The following is a 21099-nucleotide window of genomic DNA, read 5'->3' as shown; positions in this document are numbered from 1 at the left end:
ACTTTCTAGTACTTAGGAGGAGATTGGTATAACGATTTGAATTATATAGTTATAGATAAATCTATAGATGAAAAGATTTCAATAAAGCGAGTGATCACATGAGTATTTTCATTTTAGAAGATGATGTCATACAAGCACAGCAAATGAAGCGGCTAGTTGAAGAGATTTGCGAGAAATATATGGTGCCTTATGATTTTATTGAGGTGACTAGTAAAAGTGAAACCATCATTAATAACATTCCTAAGGCGAAGTATATCCCAATCTATTTTTTAGATATAGAGATAAAAAGAGAAGAGCGTAAAGGGTTACAAGTGGCACAAGAAATACGAAAGTATGATACACAAGGAATTATTGTGTTTGTAACGACGCATTCTGAATTTGCACCTATTTCATATCAATATATGGTATCAGCTTTAACTTTTATTGATAAAGGGTTGCCATACGAGGAGAGGCGTAACGTTTTTGAACAATGTTTACTCCAATATGAAGCGCGTAATAAGCATATTATTCCGTCCGATGATTTTATCGTTGAAAATAGTAATGCGACTGTACGGGTTCCATTTCATGAAGTTGAATATGTTATGACTGATGAACCGCACCGTTTAGCATTAGTGACGTTAGATCGAATTGTTTATTTTTACGGGACTTTAAAAGAAATTGAATTAGTAGATGAACGTTTATTTCGTTGTCATCAATCATATATCGTGAATACGAAGCAAATGTCTTCTTACGATGCGAAGCAAAAAATGATAGTTTTAAAAAGCGGGAAACGTATTCCAGTATCACGTCGTTTATTGAGTAAAGTACGTAACATATTAAAGGGTGAGGTGTAATGTATATTTATGATTTATTTGCAATACTGCTTACTAGTATAAGCCATACGTTTTTATACATTCAATTAATCCGTTACAATAGATTATCATATAGAATGTTAATAGCTTTAAGTGCAGTATTCATTATTTTACTGGCTATTGTCGTAACAGTAACGAGATATCCAGAGTTGAATAGTACGATTGTGTTATTTTTAATAAGTTTAGGATTAATGCAAAATGAATTGAAATTTAAGCATAATGTATATTTTGCACTAGTGAGTATGGTAATTATAACGTTAGTGAAAATGTTGCTTTTTGATTTAGGAATGAAAATCTTTATGTTAACAACATTTAATTTATATTTATGGACAGGTAGTATTATTCATCTTATCGTATCGTATCGACACTTACTTTTATCGGTATTTTAGTAGCTCGGAAAAGAATTCAAAAAATTGCTCAATATATAGTAGGTAGTCCGCTATACTATGTAACTTATATATTATTAATTGCCGGATTTATTATTGAACTAATTTTAACTCGGCCATCTTCTGCGTTTTTAGCAAAGTTAAATCAACAATACAGTGATGTAAGTTATATTTCAGCGATTATTGTATTTTTATTATTAGTCATCATAGTACTTATAAGTTCACATTTATCGAAAGCAAAATTACAAGAAGAGCATGAAAAACGTTTGGATAAAGAGTTATTAGATTATGTGGAGAAATTAGAGGATATGCATGATGAGCTTGCTAGTTTCCGTCACGATTATATGAATGTATTACTATCGTTAGAAGAGGGAATACGTACGAAAAATGTGAAAGAAATTGAGCAAGTATATTATGACGTTATAGCTCCTACCTTAAAAACAATAAATGATCATGAACTTGATATTGCGAAATTATCTCGTATACATATTCCTGAAGTGAGAAGTGTATTAAGGGCGAAAGTTGGCACTGCCCAGCAGCATCAAATAAAAGTAATGCTTGATATACCGGAGAGCGTTGAAAGTGTTTCGATGACGATCATTTCATTTATTCGCATCATTTCAGTTTTAGTAGACAATGCAATTGAAGAGGCAGTACATAGTGAGGAAAAGATATTGCAAATCGCATTTTTTGAAATGGATTCACGACAATATTTTATCGTACGTAATAGTTCAAAGAGTGAAGCGATTGATTTGCAAAAAATTTATGAGAAAAACCATTCAAGTAAAGCAGGAATGAGAGGATACGGGCTATTTTCGTTAAAACGGATTATGAATAAAACAAATAACGCGACGTTAGAAACAACTTATGTAAGTCCTTATTTCACGCAAACATTCATATTAAAAGAGATGAAATGACCATCTATGATGAAAATGAAACCGAATAGGAAAGAACTACATACTTCCTTCACTCGTTTATATACACTTTAAGTAAGAGGTGAAGCGAGATGAATGGTCTTATTTTTACAACAATGATTAGCTTTGGTTTACCGCTTGTAGCACTTTTATATGCTGTTTGGAAGAAACGCTATATTCCTTATATGTTAGGTGTATTGGCTTTTGTTGTATCACAAATATTGATCCGCATACCAATACTGAATTATGTAAATGGAACTAGCACAGATTTTCAAATGTTTTCAGTAATGCAGCCTGTATTATTTGTAATTTTGCTTAGTTTATCAGCTGGTATTTTTGAAGAGGTAGCCCGTTTTATCGCAATGCGTTATTTTATGAAACAACGAGATTGGAAGTCTGGTTTTTTATTTGGAGCAGGGCATGGTGGTATTGAGGCAGTGTTGATAGTTGGTATCCCGGTAATATCTCTATTATTGTCACAAACAATCATTCAAAATGGTGACAGTTACTATTTCGGCGGTATTGAGCGCATCTTCGCGATGATATTGCATATTGGACTTTCCTTCATTGTATTACAAGCTGTCGTCCAAAAGAAATTCCGTTATGTTGTATATGCAATTCTCATCCATGTGACCGCAAATGCATTAGCTGGCATTATATCTCTATATGTACCAGGGAAAAACGGGATCATTATGTCAGAAGTTTCAATAGCAATTTGTGCTTTACTCGTTTTTAGTTATAGTTTTATTTTAAAAAGAAAGGGTGTATGAAAATGAGAAGAATGTTACTTATTATTATAAGTGCTATCGCGGCGTTCGGGCTTGCAGCATGTACCGGTAATAAAGTAGATGAAAGTACATCAAAAAACTTTATTCCGAAGGCAGAAGAAATTGTTTCATTATTAAATGAAGCAAAGTATAAAGAAGTACATGAAAAATTTGATAGTAAAATGAAATCAGCCTTATCAGAAGAGCAAATGAAAGAACTTACTCCTATAATTGAAAAAGCTGGTACATTCGAAAAAATTGAGAAAAAATCGATTGAAGAAAAAGATGGTTTATATACTGTTATTCTTGTAGCAAAGTATAGTAAAGAACAACGTACCTTTATCGTAACTTATAACGATAATGAAGAAATAGCTGGGTTAGTAATTAGGTAGAAATGTAATGGCAGATAAGGTGGTTGTGTCCACTTTATCTGTTTTTTGTTTTAACCAAAATATGGTTATTTATGCTAATATAAATTCATAGCTATAGAGAAGGGGTAGGTTAGTATGAAAACTGAAATAGTTCCTAAAAAGAAGTACAGTATAATAAGCTATATATCTTTACTCATCGGCATTTTATGTTTTCTATTCGTTTTTGTAACTCCGACGAGGATTGCGAATGCAGGTAATATAGTTGGGGATTATATTACAGTTGCCCTTACAGTTGCAGGAATCATACTTTCTATCATTACGATGACGAAAAAAACAGAGAAAAAGGGGATCGCTATTCTTTCATTAATACTGTCCTTATCATTTTTTATATTTTGGATCATCGCAATTATTTTATTGTTTACTGGTCAAATTAGTTTTGCGCCGTAATGTGCAATAAAAAGAGTCCTTCTCGTATGAAGGACTTTTTTTATTCACTCTCTTCTGGTTGATATTCTAAAATATCCCCTGGTTGGCATTCTAATGCTTTACAAATAGCATCTAAAGTTGTAATTCTAATTGCTTTTGCTTTTCCATTTTTTAATATAGAAAGGTTAGCCATTGTAATTCCAACCTTCTCTGAAAGTTCAGTTACACTCATTTTTCGTTTCGCTAACATTACATCAATATTAATTATTATTGCCATGTTATTCACCTCAGACCGTTAAATCGTTTTCTGATTTTATATCTATCGCATCTTTTAAAAGTCTTTGGAGAACGGCAGCAAAGACTGCGATAACCATTGAAGAAAAGATAAGGATCATGCCAATTATTATAATACCTGGTGCATCATCTCTCTCTGCTACAAGATAGAAAAGTGGCATACCTACTACATATAATACACAAATTGTAATAGCACATTGTTTTATCTTTTTTAAAGCTCTAACAGATAATTTCGAGAAGGCGTTCCCCTTGTCAATGTAGCTTACAAGTTTAAAGGCTTGATATAGAGCAAAATAAAAAGGTATCACCGTTGCATATAGATTGATTAAAACAAGATATTTTATATATGCAATATCCGGGTATAAGTCTGCTGCATAATTCCCGATATTAGGAATTAAAAATATACACAAAGTAAAAACAGGAATACCGATAAGGATAATTGCTGTCTTTAAAAAGAGTGTTGATCCTTGTTTCATATAAAGCACCTCATTTTTAAATTATCATTTTAATTTAACATAAATTTTATCGTTTAACAATAAATTCTTATTTATTTCAATCGGATTTTTATTGAGAAACAAATTTTAGTGAAGAGAGTGATAAGACGTTTTTATAAAAAAGGTGTGGTCTCTAGTTATTTGAACATAAAAAGCTATGATATGTACCGTTCGTTGCTTTACTAATAAAAGAAAGTGAAGGGAATGATTGTTAGCTTCATGAAAATTGGGGACTAATAAAACATATATAGGTTGTGGAAATCTTTTTGTATATAAATGAATGTGAAACATACGGAGGAACAACAATGTTGAATTTGGGTTTATTGATGAAGAGGTTACTGTTAGTAGGAACAATCACACTAAGTATGTTATGTACGGAAAGCATGATGAATTATCATACGGTGGAAGCTAAGGTGAGACAAGTAGAACGGCAACCGAAAAATGTAATCATAATGGTTATGGACGGAACGAGTTCTTCAGCAACGACATTAGCTCGCTTGTATAAAGGGAAACCACTTGCACTAGATGAAATTGTAACAGGAGGAGTTCGTACCTATTCGGCGGAATCAGCTATAACAGACTCAGCCCCAGCAGCTACAGCTTTAGCGACGGGAAATAAATCGAATTCAGGATATGTAGGTATATTACCTTCTATTGTAAATTCACCTGGTTTAAAATCAATAAAAGAAGAGGACAAGTTACGGCCAGTTGCCAATGTTTTAGAAGGTGCCAAATGCACTGGTCGCGCAACTGGAATAGTTGCTACAGCTGAAATTCAGCATGCTACTCCCGCTGGATTTTCTGCTCACCATATTAACCGTAAGCGATTTGACGTAATTGCGGAGCAGCAAGTGTATCAAAATATAGATGTCGTATTAGGTGGGGGAAAAGAGGTACTGCTACCTATAAAAAGAAAAGATGGTGAAGATTTAGTAAAGGTGATTCAAGACAAAGGATACGACTTTGTTGAAACGAAAGATGCATTATTGAACTCTAAATCAAATAAAATTTGGGGCTCTTTCTCACATAATGCACTTGCGTTTGATATGGATCGTGAAGCAACAAATCCGGAGCAACCAACACTTTCTCAAATGACGGAAAAAGCAATTCAAACACTATCAAAAGATAAAGATGGTTTCTTTTTATTTGTAGAGGGAAGTAAGCCAGACTGGGCAGCTCATGTGAATGATCCAATAGGGATGATTAGTGATGTATTAGCATTTGATAACGCAGTTGCAGAAGCATTGGAATTTGCAAAAAAAGATGGTAATACGATGTTAATAGCTGTAACTGATCATGGTAACAGCGGTATTTCTATTGGGAATGCGAATACAACAAAAGGCTATAATATTACGCCGGTCTCTGCATACATTGATCCATTAAAAAAAGCAAAAATGACACTTGAAGGTGCTACAAATAAACTAAAATCTGATTTATCTAATGTAGAAGATGTAGCTAAATCATACGGTTTGGACAATCTAACTTATGATGAAAAAGAAAGAGTAAAAGCAGCAAAAAAGAAATCGGATGTAGGTCCAATACTTACTTCATTATTGGCCAATCATGCGAACATAGGCTTCACAACAGGAGGCCATACAGGTGAGGATGTGTTTTTATATTCTTACGGTCCTCAAAAGCCAAACGGTTTGATCCAAAACACAGACATTGCGAAGACGATGGCGAAAGCAATGGGCTTTAACTTAGAAGAAGTAACAAACAAATTATTTGTAGAGAGTGAATTAGCCTTTAAACGAAAAGGTGCAACAGTAACAATAGATAATACTGATGCAGAAAACCCGGTGCTCATAGTAAAACGTAATAATGTAAAAGCTCAATTATTTGTAAATAAAAATATAATCCGTATTAAGAATAAAGAATATAAATTAGGTAGTGTCGTTGTAGAAAGCAATGGCAAGTTTTATATACCAGAAGAAGCAATCCATTTATTCATAAAATATTCTCATTAAAAAAAGCCAATTCCTTAGCTAGTACTTAGGAATTGGCTTTTTTTGTGTAGATGAAATTTCATTCGAAAACAAGAGTAAAGAGAATCACAAATTCTAAAATGGACTTCTTGTAAATTTATTTATCATAGGTTTTTCACCCTGAAAAATATTTCTCAACATTTTAGTTCTTTAAAAAGATTGAATATTCGTATTATAACGAATATTATGTTCCTATCGGCAAAAAAAACGATAATTTGCAGACACTGGGGAGGAAAAGCATTGAAAAAGAATAAGAAGTTAAAACCATTATCAGTTTTAGCAACAGCGGCAGTGTTAAGTAGTACGTTTGCTTTTGGAAGTCATGCAGCGTATGCTGATACGCCACCATCTCTACCAATAGATGAGCATTTAATTCCAGAGGAGCGTTTGGCAGAAGCGCTGAAACAACGGGGAGTAATTGATCAATCTGCATCACAAGCTGAGACATCAAAGGCTGTCGAAAATTATGTTGAGAAAAAGAAAGGGGAAAACCCTGGAAAAGAAATCTTGACAGGAGATAACCTTACGCAAGAAGCTTCAGATTTTATGAAAAAAGTAAAAGATGCAAAAATGAAGGAGAATGAACAGGCGCAGCAACCAGAAGTAGGACCAGTTGCTGGACAAGATGCAGGATTGAATTCTAGAAAATTAAATGGAAAAGTACCTACTACACCAGCGAAGCAAGCTGAGTACAATGGAGCTGTTCGAAAAGATAAAGTACTTGTTTTACTCGTAGAATTTAGCGATTTTAAGCATAATAATATTGATCAAGAACCGGGTTACATGTATTCTAAAGACTTTAATCGTGAACATTATCAAAAAATGTTATTTGGTGATGAGCCATTTACGTTATTTGATGGATCGAAGATTAATACATTTAAACAATATTATGAAGAACAATCGGGCGGAAGCTACACAGTTGATGGAACTGTAACAGAATGGCTTACTGTTCCAGGAAAAGCGTCAGATTATGGTGCGGATGCGGGTACTGGTCATGATAACAAGGGGCCTTTAGGACCAAAAGATTTTGTGAAAGAAGCATTAAAAGCAGCTGTAGCAAAAGGCGTTAATTTAGCTGATTATGATCAATTTGATCAATACGATCAAGATGGTGATGGAAATAAAAACGAGCCAGATGGAATTATTGATCATTTAATGGTTGTACATGCGGGCGTAGGTCAAGAAGCTGGCGGCGGCAAATTGAAAGATGATGCGATTTGGTCTCATCGTTCAAAACTAGGCTCAAAGCCATATGCAATTGATGGTACAAAATCTTCTGTTTCAAATTGGGGCGGAAAGATGGCTGCATATGATTATACAATTGAGCCTGAAGACGGAGCAGTTGGTGTGTTTGCACATGAGTACGGTCATGATTTAGGCTTACCAGATGAATATGATACAAAGTATTCAGGGCAAGGTGAACCTGTTGAATCATGGTCCCTTATGAGCGGCGGTAGCTGGGCTGGAAAAATTGCGGGAACAGAGCCAACAAGTTTCTCGCCACAAAATAAAGAGTTTTTCCAAAAGAATATGAAGGGTAACTGGGCGAATATCGTTGAGATAGATTATGATAAACTGCGCACAGGAATCGGTACTGCAACATTTTTAGATCAAAGTGTTACAAAATCAAATCGACCAGGAATCGTTCGTGTTAACTTGCCAGACAAAGATATAAAAAATATCGAATCAGCATTTGGTAAGAAATTTTATTACAGCACAAAAGGAAATGACATTCATACAACACTTGAGACACCAGTATTTGACTTAACGACTGCAACGGATGCTAAGTTTGATTATAAGGCATTTTATGAATTGGAAGCGAAGTATGATTTCCTTGACGTAAATGCGATTACAGAAGATGGAACGAAGACACGTATTGATCGAATGGGCGAAAAAGATGTAAAAGGCGGCGTAGATACAACAGATGGTAAGTGGGTTGATAAATCATACGATTTAAGTCAATTCAAAGGAAAGAAAGTAAAACTGCAATTTGAGTATGTAACAGATATTGCAGTAGCTTATAAAGGATTTGCGTTAGACAATGCAGCATTAACGGTAGATGGAAAAGTTATTTTCTCTGATGATGCAGAAGGCCAGCCAGCAATGACGCAAAAAGGATTTACTGTGTCTAACGGATTGGAACAGAAAAAACATAACTACTATATCGAGTGGCGTAATTACGCTGGGGCTGATACTGCATTACAATATGCACGTGGTCCAGTATTTAATACAGGAATGGTTGTATGGTATGCGGATCAAAGCTTTACAGATAACTGGGTAGGCGTTCATCCAGGCGAAGGATTCCTTGGGGTAGTAGATTCTCATCCAGAGGCAATCGTAGGAACATTAAATGGACAACCAACTGTGAAGAGCAGTACACGTTATCAAATTGCCGATGCGGCATTCTCATTTGATCAAACGCCAGCATGGAAAGTAAATTCGCCAACCCGCGGTATCTTTGATTATAAAGGATTGCCAGGCGTTGCGAAATTTGATGATTCTAAGCAATACATCAATAGTGTTATTCCAGATGCCGGACGTAAGTTGCCGAAACTTGGATTGAAGTTTGAAGTAGTAGGTCAAGCTGAAGACAAGTCTGCAGGTGCAGTTTGGATCCATCGCTAAAATAAAATGAAAAGGAGCTGCCATAAGTCGGTGAAACCTGACTTATGGCAGCTCTTTTCTTCTTGTGAGAAAAAACTATTACATAAATACAAATTGAAAAAATTACCATTTAAAGAAATGAAAAGATGTGCAGAAGTGAAAAAGTCCTCTGCTTTTTTATATATTTATTGGAAAAAATAGATGTTTCTTTTATAATTGAAATGTTCCATCAGTCCGATTATGTAAGGTTTTTTGACCGTAAGTAATTTGTAAGTAATGAGTAAGAAAAAAGAGATTTTTATACTATATAATATTTATTACAGCTACTTTTAACACCTGATACTAATAGTATGCTATAATGTGAATTAGCAACATAAAGGAAAGGAATTAGACCAATGACATTAGAAAATACTAAAAATTTAAAAAAACAAGTTGCTCCTTATGAAAAATCAACGATTAAAAAAAGTGTGTGGCAACTTATTAACACAATCGTGCCATTCATTATTTTATGGTACCTTGCTTATAAAAGTTTGTCCGTTTCTTATTGGTTATCGTTAGTTCCATCTCTGTTAGCCGCTGGTTTTATGACACGGATTTTCATTATTTTTCATGATTGTACCCATTATTCATTCTTTAAAAGTCGACCTGCAAATAGAATCGTAGGGACATGTATGGGGGTGTTAACTTTATTCCCGTTTGATCAATGGGGACATGAGCATTCTATTCATCACGCTACAAGTGGTAATTTGGATAAGAGAGGTACAGGAGATATTTGGACGCTTACAGTGGATGAATATGTAGCTGCTCCATTTAGACTGCGTTTAGCATATCGCTTATATCGCAATCCATTCGTTATGTTTGGATTAGGTCCGATTTATGTTTTCTTACTTAAAAATAGATTTAACCGAAAAGGTGCTAGACAGAAAGAACGTATGAATACGTATTTGACGAATATTATAATCGTTGCTTTAATAGTTATACTTTGCTGGGCAATTGGGTGGCAATCGTTTCTGTTAGTGCATGGCACTATATTCTTAATAGCAGGTTCAGTAGGAATTTGGCTGTTTTACGTACAGCACACATTCGAAGATTCTTATTTTGAAGAGGATAAAGATTGGGAATATGTGAAAGCGGCAGTGGAAGGAAGTTCATTTTATAAACTTCCAAAAATCTTGCAATTTCTAACTGGTAATATTGGATTCCATCATGTTCACCATTTAAGTCCAAGAGTACCTAACTATAAACTAGAAGAGGCACACAATAATACGCTTCCGTTAAAAAATGTACCAACGATTACACTTGCTACAAGCTTACGATCACTCCGTTTTCGTCTTTGGGATGAGAAAAGTAACAATTTTGTTACCTTTAAAGAATTCAAAAAAATAATTAAAAACAATGTTTCTGTTCGAGTGAAATCTGAACTATAATTTCATCGTATATAAAAAACTCTCCTTAATCATTTTCGATTTAAGGGGAGTTTTTGTTTAATTATTTTATGACCGATATTGAGGAGGGGGAATGCTTATGTGTAAGTATAAATATAAAGAGACAGTAATTATATTATCTAAATAAAATGAATCATTATAATTTTTTATAATAGTGAAGGATATAGTACATATATAATGGAAAGCGGAAGGTGGATGATAGCAATTATAAGAACACATACAACGTAATAAAATAATTCTTTCAAAAGGAAGGGGACATGAAAGATGTTGAAATTACAAGGAAAATACAATGAAGCAAAAGTATTTACTAATAACGTTGATGAGACTGCAACTGGGCAGATTATTGATCTTTGTAACCAAGAATTCGTAAAGAATAGTCAAATTCGTATTATGCCAGATACACATGCAGGAGCAGGTTGCACGATTGGGACAACTATGACAATACAAGATAAAATTGTTCCTAATCTTGTAGGGGTAGACATTGGTTGTGGTATGGAAGTTGTTGTGATTGATAAGAAAAAAGAAGAAATTAATTTCGATTACTTAGACGAAACGATTCGTAAATTTGTTCCAAGTGGTTTTCGTATCAGAGATAAAGAACATCGATTCTCAAAAATGATTGATTTTGATAGTGTGAAGGCCCCATATACATTACAACGAGCTCAAAAAAGTATAGGTACTCTTGGAGGAGGAAATCATTTCATTGAATTAAATGAAGATGATAAAGGAAATGTATATATTGTCATTCATAGTGGTTCTCGTAATTTAGGTAAACAAATAGCAGAGTATTACCAGAACTTCGCGTATGAACAACTAATTCATGTTACATCAATGAAGGATGAGATTATTAAGAGATTAACTAAAGAGGGGAGAGAAAAAGAAATACAAGAAACTTTACGTGGAATTAAGAAGCCACAGATTCGTAAAGAACTAGCTTATTTAGAAGGAGAAGGATTCGAAGATTATATGAATGACATGAATATAGCCCAAAAGTATGCTGAGTTCAATCGTAAAGCAATGATTGATGAAATTGTCACTAAAATGGATTGGAAAGTAACTGATCAATTTACTACAATACATAACTATATTGACATGGAAAATATGATTCTACGAAAAGGTGCTATTTCAGCTCAGAAAGATGAACGAGTAATTATTCCAATTAACATGAGAGATGGTTCAATTATTGCATTCGGTAAAGGTAATCCAGACTGGAACTTTTCTGGTCCGCATGGGGCAGGACGTATCATGAGTCGTAAGAAGGCTAAAGAATTATTGAGTCTAGAGGACTTCCAAAATACGATGAAAGAGGTTTGGACTACATCGGTAGTAGAGAGCACAATTGATGAGGCACCAATGGTATACAAACCAATGGATGAAATTATAGCAAATACAAAAGAAACAATAGATATAAAGCACATTATTAAGCCATTATATAATTTTAAAGCGAATTAGAAGGGATAAATAAGCAGCCAGAAAAAACTATTTTTCGTATCTTTTGTTTGAAAACAATCTAATCAAGGGCAGTAGTTCCATATTATTGCGATGGGATAGAAAAAGTCGATTTCCTGTGGAGTTAAGGAATCGACTTTTTTATTTATTTTGTTGAATGAAAGCAACCGTTAGCTTAATAGCAAAGGATTATAACCGTCTATTTCTCCCAAAGCTCAATTAGACGACCTTCAGGATCTTTAATCCAAATAAACTTTCCGAACTCACTAATTTCTTCTTTCTTTTCAAGAGGTACACCAATATGTTCAAGATGCTGAATAGTCTCATTTAAATTATGTACTTCAAAATTTAACATCACTTGCTGTTCTATTGGGAAATAATTATCATTTTCGGTAAAGAAAGAAAAAATAGTCTCATTTCCTAATTGGGGTTTAATCACAGTCCCATTCCAATTTTCTATTTCAATTTTCAACACTTCACTGTACCATTTTTTTATAACATCAAGATTGTTAGTCCTCCAAAATATTCCCCCGAAACCTTTTATCATTGTAGATAACTCCTGTCTTTTTTTAAATTTTTAAGCAATATATATTCAATATATCAAAACAGTAACAGTAAGGAAAATCAATAACGTATAAAAAGTGGGAAATTCCAATTACTAGTATTGTAGTATTTACCGCATTATGAAAATCGGTATCACTTTTCAAAGAACTTGCAATCCAAGTAAAGGTATATAGTAATACTGACTCGTATGAGGTAATGAATGAAAAGGGAATAGAACAAATGACAATGATAAAAGACCGCATATGAAATGAAAGCCATGTGCGGTCTTTTATATAAGTATAGTATTACATAGTCTCGCTAATTTTAGTTTCACTACGAGTGTTAGTAGCAATTCTTTTCTTAACTTTAAAGTGATAGTAAGTGTAGCAAAAGATGATAAATGGTACAGTGCAATAGATTCCAAGTCGTTGTTCAGGGATAAAGATAAGACTAATTAATATAATGCCATACAATCCAAAACCAAGAATTGGTACAAGTGGATAAAGTGGAGTTTTAAATTTTAAGTCTTCTAATCTTCCACCGTCTGCTAAATAATGTTTACGGAAAAAGAATTGAGAGACACAAATTGACATCCAAACAATGATTGTTATTACTCCAGAAATGGAAATTAACCATAAGTAAACTGTTTCAGCAGCTACGACGCTTGTTAAAAGAGAAAAAGCAGAAATAGAAATTGTCAAAATTAAAGCGTTTAAAGGTATTCCTCGTGAAGATAATTTTTTTAAAAAGGCCGGAGCCATTTCATTTTTTGATAATGACCAAAGCATGCGAGTTGCGGCGTACAGTCCAGAGTTTGCGACAGAAAGAACAGCAGTAAGAATAACAAAATTCATAATATCAGCTGCATATGGAATACCGATATTATCAAATACAGCAACGAATGGGCTCTTTGTTAATCCTGCTTCTTCCCAAGGAATTAAAGCAACAAGAACAAAGATTGCTAAGACGAAGAAAAACATCGTGCGCCATATTATATTTCTAATAGAACGAGGTAAAGTTTTTGCTGGATCTTCACTTTCACCTGCTGCGATTCCGACAAGTTCTGTACCTTGGAAGGAATAATTGACTGTAACCATTGTTAATAGAATAGCTGCAAGTCCATTTGGGAATAAACCGCCATGATTTACGAAATTTGATAATAACGGAGCGGGTTCGTCGCCTTTTAAGTCAATAAAACCGAACATAGCGGCACCGCCAAGAATAATAAAAGCTATAATAGCAGATACTTTTATACTTGAAAACCAAAATTCTGTTTCTGCGTAACTACGAGCAGATAATGCGTTAATAGTGAAGATAGTAACGCCAAATACTAAACACCAAACCCAAACAGGAATATCAGGAAACCAGCGCTGCATTGTAATGCCGGCAGTTGTAAATTCAAGACCGGTCGTATTCGCCCAACTTAACCAATACAACCATCCGATTGTAAAGCCAGTTGCAGGATTGATGAACTTAGTTGCATATTCCTGAAAAGAACCTGAAACAGGCATGGCTACAGCAAGTTCACCAAGACAAAGCATAACGAAATACATTAATAATCCACCAGCCATAAAGGCAAGTACGGATCCACCAGGTCCAGCTTGACTAATAATAAAGCCAGATCCGTTAAATAACCCCGTTCCAATCACACCACCGAGTGCAATCATGAATAAGTGTCTACTTTTCATCGTTCGTTTTAATTCATTGTTTGTATTACTTACTTGCGTCATTGTTTTCCTCACTTTCGTAGTTGATAGAATAAAGTTTGATGTTTTTCCGTATTGTGGAATGTATTCCGTGATGTGAAATCTTGTTATAATTTTCAGATAATTAAAAGGAAAAGTCAATATTTTTTTGTTCGCGCTTACAAATTGTTGTTAGCAACATATTTTTATTTTTAGAAAATTGAATAAATTAATTGATTTCATTTTGAATTTTTGTTAAATTTATAGGTAATTGAGCGTACTAACATATTACAAGTCAAGTTGAGGTGAGTTATGGTACAGTCCATTGATCGAGCGATAAGTATTATAAAGTTGTTAAATTCTATTAATGAAAAAGATTATTGGGCTATTTCTGATATAGCGGACAGAACACATCTCCCAGTTAGTACAGTACATAGATTACTTAACTCTTTAATCGAGCATGGGTTAGTTACGCAAATTTCAGAAACGAAACAGTACAAAATTGGGCCAATGTGGATGGAAATAGGATTACGTCAATTGGAGAAAGTAGACTACAGATCAGTTGCAAGAGAAGTGATGAAGCGGTTAGCTTTTGAAGTGGAAGAAAGTGTTTATTTGAACATTCCAAACGGAACACATTCTATTATCATTGAAAGAATGGATAGCCCTTTAAAAATTCGAGTTATCGATAATCTTGGGGAACAAATTCCACTTTCAATTGGTGCAGCAAATAAAACGATGCTTGCCAATATGAAAACGAGTGAAATGGAACAAATTTTAGAACATTTACTATCTTCTTTGCCAGAACAAAAGCGCATTCTTTTCGATCAAATAAAGCAAATAAGAAATGAAGGATATGCTGTGAGTTATGGTGAAAAAACAGAAGGGACAGCGTCAGTTGCTGCACCTATTATAGGGTTTAATCATAAAGTAGTAGGAGCATTAAGTGTTGGGTTAATTAGTCATCGCATCAATGATGATCGACTATCTTTTCTTATTAGTAAGGTAAAACAAGCAGCTCATGAAATATCAATAAAAATCGGCAGTACATCAGAACTATAATTTTGATAACTGTCGTCATTTTTTATTCATATACTGGAATTCATTTTCATAATGTGGAAAAATAGGGGGATTTATATGTCAAAGTGGCAATCAAAAGAGCAATTGATTCAATTATTAAGCGGTCTTGTTGAAATTCCTAGTATTACAGGTACAGAAGCTGAAGTGATATTGCCAGACTTTGTTGTGGAACAATTATCTGATTTACAGTACTTCAAAGAAAACCCACATCATTTGCAAAAAAATCCGACGGGGGACGGACGATTTTTTGTTACAGCCCTAGTAAAGAAAAGTGAAAGTACGAAAAATACAGTAATTCTAGTTAGTCACTTTGATGTTGTAGATGTGCAAGATTACGGAGTGTGGAAAGAAGATGCATTTAATCCTAAAAAGTTAACATCTATGTTTTATTCTCATAAAGATGAATTACCAGCCCATGTACGTGAAGATATAGAACAAGGAAATTGGCTGTTTGGTAGAGGAACAATGGACATGAAATGTGGTCTCGCATTACAAATGGCAATGATTGAGCAAGCCTGTGAAGGAAGATTTGATGGGAATGTTCTTTTATTAGCTGTTCCAGATGAAGAAGTAAACTCTGTAGGAATGAGAGCTGCTGTCCCAAGACTACTAGAGTTAGCAAGAGAACACGATTTAGATTATAAAACGGTACTAAATTCAGAGCCTATGTTTTCACGACATCCTGGTGACCAAAATAAGTATATTTACACTGGTTCTATTGGTAAAGTGTTACCAGGATTTCTGTGCTACGGAAAAGAGACACATGTAGGTGAACCATTTGCAGGTTTAAATGGGAGTTATATGGCTGCTTTATTAACGGCTGAATTAGAATTGAATACGGATCTTTGTGATGTTGTAGAAGGAGAAGCGAGTCCTCCGCCAACTAACTTACTTCAACGGGACTTAAAGGAGGATTATTCTGTACAAATTCCGCATCGTGCCGTCACATTGTTCAATTTATTTTTACTAGAAAAAACGATGACTGATGTCGTTTCATTGTTACGTCAAAAAGTAACGAAAGTAGCAGAGAAAATAGAAGAATCATATGAAAAACAAGCATATCGTTTTTCTAAATATAATCCGTTTATACCGCCTAATCTGAAAGTAAATGTATTAACGTATGAAGAGCTTATCGCTTATGCAATTGACCATCATGGACAAGAGAAAATAGATGATATTCAATCTAGCATTATTAAAAATAGAAAAGATAAAGATGATCGTGCGGTAACAATTGATTTAGTAGATAAACTATCTATTTTATGTAAAGAGAAGGCACCGATGATTGTACTTTTCTTTGCACCGCCATATTATCCAGCTGTAAGCTCACGCAACAATCCGTTAATTAAAGAAGTAGTTACAGAAATGGAAAAGTATGCACACTTCAATCATAATATTACATTTGAAAACCAAAATTATTTTGGAGGAATTTCAGATTTGAGCTATGTGGGCTTACAAAATCCACTAGATTCAATGAGTTCACTTGTAGACAATATGCCATTATGGGATAAAGGTTATTCGATTCCACTTCAGGATCTAGAAGAGTTTGACGTTCCGGTATTAAATATGGGGCCGGTAGGGAAAGATGCACATCAATGGACAGAACGTTTAGATGTAAATTACGCATTTGAAACATTATTAGATATGTTGCCGAAATGTATTGAAAAATTATTAGTTTCTAATAAAATTACACAATTATAGTAGGGAATAGGTAAGGGATAAAACTAGAACTTTTAAAGAAGATTCGAACTAAATTATTTTAATATAATTAAAAACCGAAACGGCAAAACTCAAGTATATATGAGTTTTGCCGTTTATCATTTAGTGAATTCATAGCTAACGCGATCTCTTTTATAGTTTTACTTTTTCGTTTGACCAGATAGTTCAACAGATTTTTGCGTACAACGCTGCATAGCTGAAATAATCGCTGTTCGTAATCCTTTTTCCTCTAATGTTGCGACAGCTTCTATTGTCGTTCCACCAGGAGAACAAACCATATCTTTCAATTCACCTGGATGAATGCCTGTTTCTAGTACCATTTTTGCAGAGCCTAACACAGCTTGAGCGGCGAATTTATATGCTTGATTTCGTGGCATACCATCTAATACAGCTGCATCTGCCATTGCTTCTATAATCATATATACGTATGCTGGTGACGAACCACTTACAGATGTTACAACATCCATTAATTTTTCGCTTACGATTTCTGCTTGACCAAAGCTAGTGAAAATGTTTAGCACATCTTCTAAGTCTTTTTCTGTCACCATTTCATTAGGGCATAAAGCAGACATACCTTCTCCAACGAGAGCAGGGGTATTAGGCATTACTCGTACAACTTTTAACTTTTTATCAAAAGAATCCTCTGTACTTTTGATGTTTTTTCCAGCAGCGATCGTTACGACAATAACGTCATTTTTTAGCACATCTTTTATTTCGTTAATTACTGATGCGTATAAGTCTGGTTTAATTGATAAAATTAAAATATCAGCATTTTTAGCTACTTCATTGTTGTCAGTAGTTGTAGTTAGCCCATATTTTTCGTTAGCATGTTTTAAATTCGTAGTGTTTAAATCCGAACAAATAATATGATTTGCAGACACTATCTTTTTGTTTAGCATCCCGCCAATGATAGCCATTCCCATATTCCCGCAACCGATAAATCCAATTTGTTTATCCATAATAACTTAATCTTGCTCCTTTTATAATAAATTATATCATTTTGAAATTGCTATCTTAAAATAACAATAACATCTTTATGTAATATAAAGAAACATTCTAAGAGAATATATTCCTTTTTGCAACACTAAAAGTTAAAAATCAATTATATTCGATATTATGTAAATATATACACTTTAATTTTAGGTTTTATGTTGATGAATATGAGTTAAACTTATATCGATTTGTATTTTCATTCAGTACGGTAATAATTTCATACAAGTAACTTGCCGCTCTATTTATTTTTAAAAATACTTCTTGACACCAAATCAAATTATATCGCATAATATAAAAAATTAAACCGAAAATCGTTGAAGGGAAATAGTACATATGTCTTCTTGCGAAAGAGAGTGGAATTCACCGGCTGAAAGATTCCTCGTATAGAATATATCGAACCTATCCCTGAGTCTTAAATGAAAGTTTAGGCGTTCGCCTGCGTTATAGGCGCCAAGTGGATATCTATGTATATCAATTAAGGTGGTACCGCGGAACAATGACCGTTTCGTCCTTTTTATTTTATTAAGGGCGAAGCGGTCATTTTTATTTTGCTCTTAAATAGGCTAGGCGGAGCATTGAAAAGAATAGAATCGCTGCAAGCTGTATGAATAAAAGTGTAATTTATAAAAAACTTTGATTTTAGACTTGGGGGATAAAAAAGTGAAAAAACAACGAATTGTTGTAAAGATTGGGAGTAGTTCCTTGGCAGATAGTCACGGAGGCATTTCTAAAGAACAACTTTCAGATCACGTTGCCGCACTGGCTCAATTGAAAGAGGAAGGGCATGAAGTTTTGTTAATTACATCTGGGGCCGTCGCTGCAGGTTTTTCAGCTCTAGGGTATCCTAGTAGACCTGTGACAATTAAAGGAAAACAGGCTGCTGCGGCTGTTGGACAAAGTTTGTTAATGCAGGCGTACACGGAGGAATTTCGTAAATATGGCATCGTTACAGCTCAACTATTGCTGACGAGAAGTGATTTTTCTAGAAAAGAACAATATAGTAATGCTTATGCTACTTTAGGAGAGTTACTAAACCGTTCTGCTCTACCAATCATTAATGAAAATGATTCTATCTCTTTAGAGGAGCTAACGTTCGGTGATAATGATATGCTGTCAGCTTTAGTAAGCGGGCTTGTTTCGGCGGATATGCTAATGATTTTTACGGATGTGAACGGTTTATACGACAAAAATCCTCAGAAAAATGCGGATGCGAAAAAGTATTATTTCCTTCCTGAAGTTACGGAAGAAATCGCTTCTCTTGCAGGAGATGCTGGTTCAAAACTTGGGACTGGCGGTATGAAGTCAAAAATTGATGCTGCGAAGACAGCACTTTCTCTTGGTGTGAGTGTATTTATCGGAACAGGACGTGGACAAGAGAAATTTGTAGATGTTTTGAAGGGTAAAGGTGATGGTACGTATGTCGGAAATGCTCCTCAAAAAGAAATGAAGATGAATAAGCAATGGATTGCTTTGCATTCGCTTGTTAGTGGACAAATTGAAGTAGACGCTGGAGCAGCTACTGCTATCATTCAGCATGGTAAGAGTCTTCTTCCTGCTGGCGTTACGAATGTGTCAGGATTTTTCAAAGTTGGCGATGTCGTAGAAGTAATGACGCAACAAGGGCGCGTAATTGGAAAAGGACAATGCACATATAGTGCTGAGGAACTAAGAGATGTAAAAGGTATGCAAAGCCAAGATATACAAGCAAGAGGCGATAGGCATAATTATGAAGTCATTCATAGAGATTATTGGGTTTCACTTTAAGAATAGTGATGTTAAGAAGGAGGAAATAAAAATGAATGAAGTGTTGGCAAAGGGAAAAAAAGCGAAAGAAATTGCTAGGGATCTTGTGCTTAAATCAACCGATCAAAAAAACGAAGCACTTGCTGCAATTGCTGAAAGGCTAATAGTAGAAACAGCTTACATTGTAGAGGAAAACAAACGTGATATCGAAGAAGGTAAGGCAAAAGGATTTTCTGATTCACTCCTTGATCGACTTATGCTAACTGAACAACGAATTGTTGATATGGCAGAGGGAATTAAGCAGTTAATTGAATTACGCGATCCTATTGGAGAACGTGTAAGCGAATGGGAGCGACCAAATGGACTATCTATTCAGGAGATGCGTGTACCACTTGGTGTTGTTGGGATGATTTATGAGGCAAGGCCAAATGTAACAGTAGATGCTGCTACAATTTGTTTAAAAACAGGAAACGCAGTAATATTACGAGGCAGTTCTTCTGCTATCAATTCTAACAAAGCCATCGTTGCCGTTATTCACCGATCGCTCAAACAAACAAGCTTGCCTCCAGAAAGTGTACAGCTTATAGAAGATACAACGCGAGATAGTGCAAAGCAGTTGTTTACATTGAATGGGTACTTAGATGTACTAATCCCAAGAGGTGGAAAACAATTAATTGATACTGTAGTAAGAGAAGCGTCTGTTCCGGTACTTGAAACAGGTGCAGGAAATTGTCATATTTTCATTGATGAAACAGCGAATAAACAAATGGCAATTGATATTATTATTAATGCAAAAACGCAGCGTCCATCTGTATGTAATGCAATTGAAACGATTGTACTTCATGAGGAGTGGGTGCAACAATATGGTAAAGAGCTGTTTTCTGCTTTAAAGGAAAGAGGCGTGGAACTACGTGGTGATCATAGAGCATTGGCAATTGATTCTTCAATTGTATTTGCTTCAGAAGAAGACTGGGGTACAGAATTTTTATCTCTCACACTGGCAGTGAAAGTAGTTTCTTCTATAGAAGAAGCGATTTATCACATAAATACGTATGGATCTATGCATTCCGAAGCGATTATTACAGAGGATGAGGAAAACGTCAATAAGTTCTTCACATCTGTTGATGCGGCGGCACTTTATCATAATGCATCCACTCGTTTTACTGATGGATCTGAATTCGGATTTGGAGCAGAAATTGGCATCAGTACACAAAAGCTACATGTAAGGGGGCCGATGGGACTTCCTGCATTGACTTCTACAAAATATGTGATTCGTGGAAATGGTCAGATTCGAAACTAATAATAAAAGACACTCAATTCGATTGGGTGTCTTTTGTTTTAAAGATTATTTAT

At 34.6% G+C, this 21099-nt stretch carries 17 protein-coding genes, 1 pseudogene and 1 other annotated feature; of the genes and pseudogenes, 13 read left to right on the top strand and 5 right to left on the bottom strand.

Annotated features, from left to right (window positions below; genetic code table 11):
- Window positions 1-98 precede the first annotated feature (98 nt).
- The 5 genes and pseudogenes from J0835_RS14435 to J0835_RS14415 all read left to right on the top strand — a co-directional run bounded on the left by J0835_RS14435 (window position 99) and on the right by J0835_RS14415 (window position 3736).
- Complete coding sequence (locus J0835_RS14435) at window positions 99-833, top strand: LytR/AlgR family response regulator transcription factor (RefSeq protein ID WP_087981024.1); 735 nt, start codon at window positions 99-101, stop codon at window positions 831-833.
- Window positions 833-2154, top strand: a pseudogene (locus J0835_RS14430) (GHKL domain-containing protein). The gene J0835_RS14435 and the pseudogene J0835_RS14430 overlap by 1 nt, the downstream one beginning before the upstream one ends.
- Before the next feature lie 89 nt (window positions 2155-2243).
- Window positions 2244-2921: a YhfC family glutamic-type intramembrane protease gene (locus J0835_RS14425; RefSeq protein WP_087981023.1), complete on the top strand. Its 678-nt coding sequence runs from the start codon at window positions 2244-2246 to the stop codon at window positions 2919-2921.
- 2 nt (window positions 2922-2923) lie between these two features.
- On the top strand, window positions 2924-3310 hold the full coding sequence (locus J0835_RS14420) for a DUF3887 domain-containing protein (RefSeq protein WP_087981022.1): 387 nt from the start codon (window positions 2924-2926) through the stop codon (window positions 3308-3310).
- Between the two features lie 114 nt (window positions 3311-3424).
- Window positions 3425-3736 (top strand): hypothetical protein, encoded by a 312-nt coding sequence (locus tag J0835_RS14415; protein WP_087981021.1) that lies wholly within the window; start codon window positions 3425-3427, stop codon window positions 3734-3736.
- A 40-nt stretch (window positions 3737-3776) separates the two neighbouring features.
- Here J0835_RS14415 and J0835_RS14410 read toward each other — a convergent pair whose 3' ends face one another.
- Window positions 3777-3992, bottom strand: coding sequence for a helix-turn-helix domain-containing protein (locus J0835_RS14410; RefSeq protein ID WP_087981020.1), 216 nt, complete (start codon window positions 3990-3992; stop codon window positions 3777-3779).
- A gap of 10 nt (window positions 3993-4002) precedes the next feature.
- On the bottom strand, window positions 4003-4485 hold the full coding sequence (locus J0835_RS14405) for a DUF2975 domain-containing protein (RefSeq protein ID WP_087981019.1): 483 nt from the start codon (window positions 4483-4485) through the stop codon (window positions 4003-4005).
- Window positions 4486-4808: 323 nt separating this feature from the next.
- Here J0835_RS14405 and J0835_RS14400 point away from each other — a divergent pair, with 323 nt between their 5' ends.
- From J0835_RS14400 to J0835_RS14385, 4 genes are all read left to right on the top strand, one after another.
- On the top strand, window positions 4809-6470 hold the full coding sequence (locus tag J0835_RS14400) for an alkaline phosphatase (protein ID WP_087981018.1): 1662 nt from the start codon (window positions 4809-4811) through the stop codon (window positions 6468-6470).
- Window positions 6471-6728: 258 nt separating this feature from the next.
- A complete protein-coding gene (locus J0835_RS14395; RefSeq protein WP_087981017.1) occupies window positions 6729-9113 on the top strand; it encodes an immune inhibitor A domain-containing protein in 2385 nt (794 codons plus the stop codon).
- A gap of 374 nt (window positions 9114-9487) precedes the next feature.
- On the top strand, window positions 9488-10519 hold the full coding sequence (locus J0835_RS14390) for a fatty acid desaturase (RefSeq protein WP_140386816.1): 1032 nt from the start codon (window positions 9488-9490) through the stop codon (window positions 10517-10519).
- Window positions 10520-10801: 282 nt separating this feature from the next.
- Entirely contained in the window at window positions 10802-11989 is a 1188-nt protein-coding gene (locus tag J0835_RS14385) for an RtcB family protein (RefSeq protein WP_087981016.1), read from the top strand.
- Window positions 11990-12185: 196 nt separating this feature from the next.
- On the opposite strand, the gene J0835_RS14380 is transcribed toward J0835_RS14385, so the two are convergent.
- Window positions 12186-12533, bottom strand: coding sequence for a VOC family protein (locus J0835_RS14380; RefSeq protein WP_087981015.1), 348 nt, complete (start codon window positions 12531-12533; stop codon window positions 12186-12188).
- 301 nt (window positions 12534-12834) lie between these two features.
- Window positions 12835-14259 (bottom strand): amino acid permease, encoded by a 1425-nt coding sequence (locus J0835_RS14375; RefSeq protein WP_087981014.1) that lies wholly within the window; start codon window positions 14257-14259, stop codon window positions 12835-12837.
- 267 nt (window positions 14260-14526) lie between these two features.
- On the opposite strand from J0835_RS14375, the gene J0835_RS14370 reads away from it, so the two are divergent.
- Together J0835_RS14370 and J0835_RS14365 are read left to right on the top strand one after the other, a co-directional pair.
- Window positions 14527-15276 carry an IclR family transcriptional regulator gene (locus J0835_RS14370; protein WP_087981013.1) on the top strand — a complete coding sequence of 250 codons (750 nt, stop codon included), beginning with the start codon at window positions 14527-14529 and terminating at the stop codon, window positions 15274-15276.
- A 75-nt stretch (window positions 15277-15351) separates the two neighbouring features.
- Window positions 15352-16992, top strand: a complete 1641-nt coding sequence (locus J0835_RS14365) for a M20/M25/M40 family metallo-hydrolase (protein ID WP_087981012.1) — start codon at window positions 15352-15354, stop codon at window positions 16990-16992.
- Between the two features lie 158 nt (window positions 16993-17150).
- On the opposite strand, the gene proC is transcribed toward J0835_RS14365, so the two are convergent.
- On the bottom strand, window positions 17151-17969 hold the full coding sequence (proC, locus tag J0835_RS14360; RefSeq protein WP_087981011.1) for a pyrroline-5-carboxylate reductase: 819 nt from the start codon (window positions 17967-17969) through the stop codon (window positions 17151-17153).
- 339 nt (window positions 17970-18308) lie between these two features.
- Window positions 18309-18519: a binding site (T-box leader), on the top strand.
- Between the two features lie 144 nt (window positions 18520-18663).
- On the opposite strand from proC, the gene proB reads away from it, so the two are divergent.
- A complete protein-coding gene (proB, locus tag J0835_RS14355) occupies window positions 18664-19767 on the top strand; it encodes a glutamate 5-kinase (protein ID WP_087981010.1) in 1104 nt (367 codons plus the stop codon).
- A 31-nt stretch (window positions 19768-19798) separates the two neighbouring features.
- Entirely contained in the window at window positions 19799-21046 is a 1248-nt protein-coding gene (locus J0835_RS14350) for a glutamate-5-semialdehyde dehydrogenase (protein WP_087981009.1), read from the top strand.
- The last annotated feature ends 53 nt before the right edge of the window (window positions 21047-21099 follow it).

The organism is Bacillus cereus group sp. Sample62, from assembly GCF_036851315.1.
GTDB lineage: Bacteria > Bacillota > Bacilli > Bacillales > Bacillaceae_G > Bacillus_A > Bacillus_A wiedmannii.
The sequence above is the reverse complement of the archived record's forward strand: the minus strand, read 5'-3'. Positions and strand labels throughout refer to the sequence as shown.

Bases quoted from the DNA above. Each gene is read 5' to 3' on its own strand.
- J0835_RS14435 (WP_087981024.1), top strand. From the start codon at position 99: ATGAGTATTTTCATTTTAGAAGATGATGTCATACAAGCACAGCAAATG.
- J0835_RS14425 (WP_087981023.1), top strand. From the start codon at position 2,244: ATGAATGGTCTTATTTTTACAACAATGATTAGCTTTGGTTTACCGCTT.
- J0835_RS14420 (WP_087981022.1), top strand. From the start codon at position 2,924: ATGAGAAGAATGTTACTTATTATTATAAGTGCTATCGCGGCGTTCGGG.
- J0835_RS14415 (WP_087981021.1), top strand. From the start codon at position 3,425: ATGAAAACTGAAATAGTTCCTAAAAAGAAGTACAGTATAATAAGCTAT.
- J0835_RS14410 (WP_087981020.1), bottom strand. From the start codon at position 3,992: ATGGCAATAATAATTAATATTGATGTAATGTTAGCGAAACGAAAAATG.
- J0835_RS14405 (WP_087981019.1), bottom strand. From the start codon at position 4,485: ATGAAACAAGGATCAACACTCTTTTTAAAGACAGCAATTATCCTTATC.
- J0835_RS14400 (WP_087981018.1), top strand. From the start codon at position 4,809: ATGTTGAATTTGGGTTTATTGATGAAGAGGTTACTGTTAGTAGGAACA.
- J0835_RS14390 (WP_140386816.1), top strand. From the start codon at position 9,488: ATGACATTAGAAAATACTAAAAATTTAAAAAAACAAGTTGCTCCTTAT.
- J0835_RS14385 (WP_087981016.1), top strand. From the start codon at position 10,802: ATGTTGAAATTACAAGGAAAATACAATGAAGCAAAAGTATTTACTAAT.
- J0835_RS14380 (WP_087981015.1), bottom strand. From the start codon at position 12,533: ATGATAAAAGGTTTCGGGGGAATATTTTGGAGGACTAACAATCTTGAT.
- J0835_RS14375 (WP_087981014.1), bottom strand. From the start codon at position 14,259: ATGACGCAAGTAAGTAATACAAACAATGAATTAAAACGAACGATGAAA.
- J0835_RS14370 (WP_087981013.1), top strand. From the start codon at position 14,527: ATGGTACAGTCCATTGATCGAGCGATAAGTATTATAAAGTTGTTAAAT.
- J0835_RS14365 (WP_087981012.1), top strand. From the start codon at position 15,352: ATGTCAAAGTGGCAATCAAAAGAGCAATTGATTCAATTATTAAGCGGT.
- proC (WP_087981011.1), bottom strand. From the start codon at position 17,969: ATGGATAAACAAATTGGATTTATCGGTTGCGGGAATATGGGAATGGCT.
- J0835_RS14350 (WP_087981009.1), top strand. From the start codon at position 19,799: ATGAATGAAGTGTTGGCAAAGGGAAAAAAAGCGAAAGAAATTGCTAGG.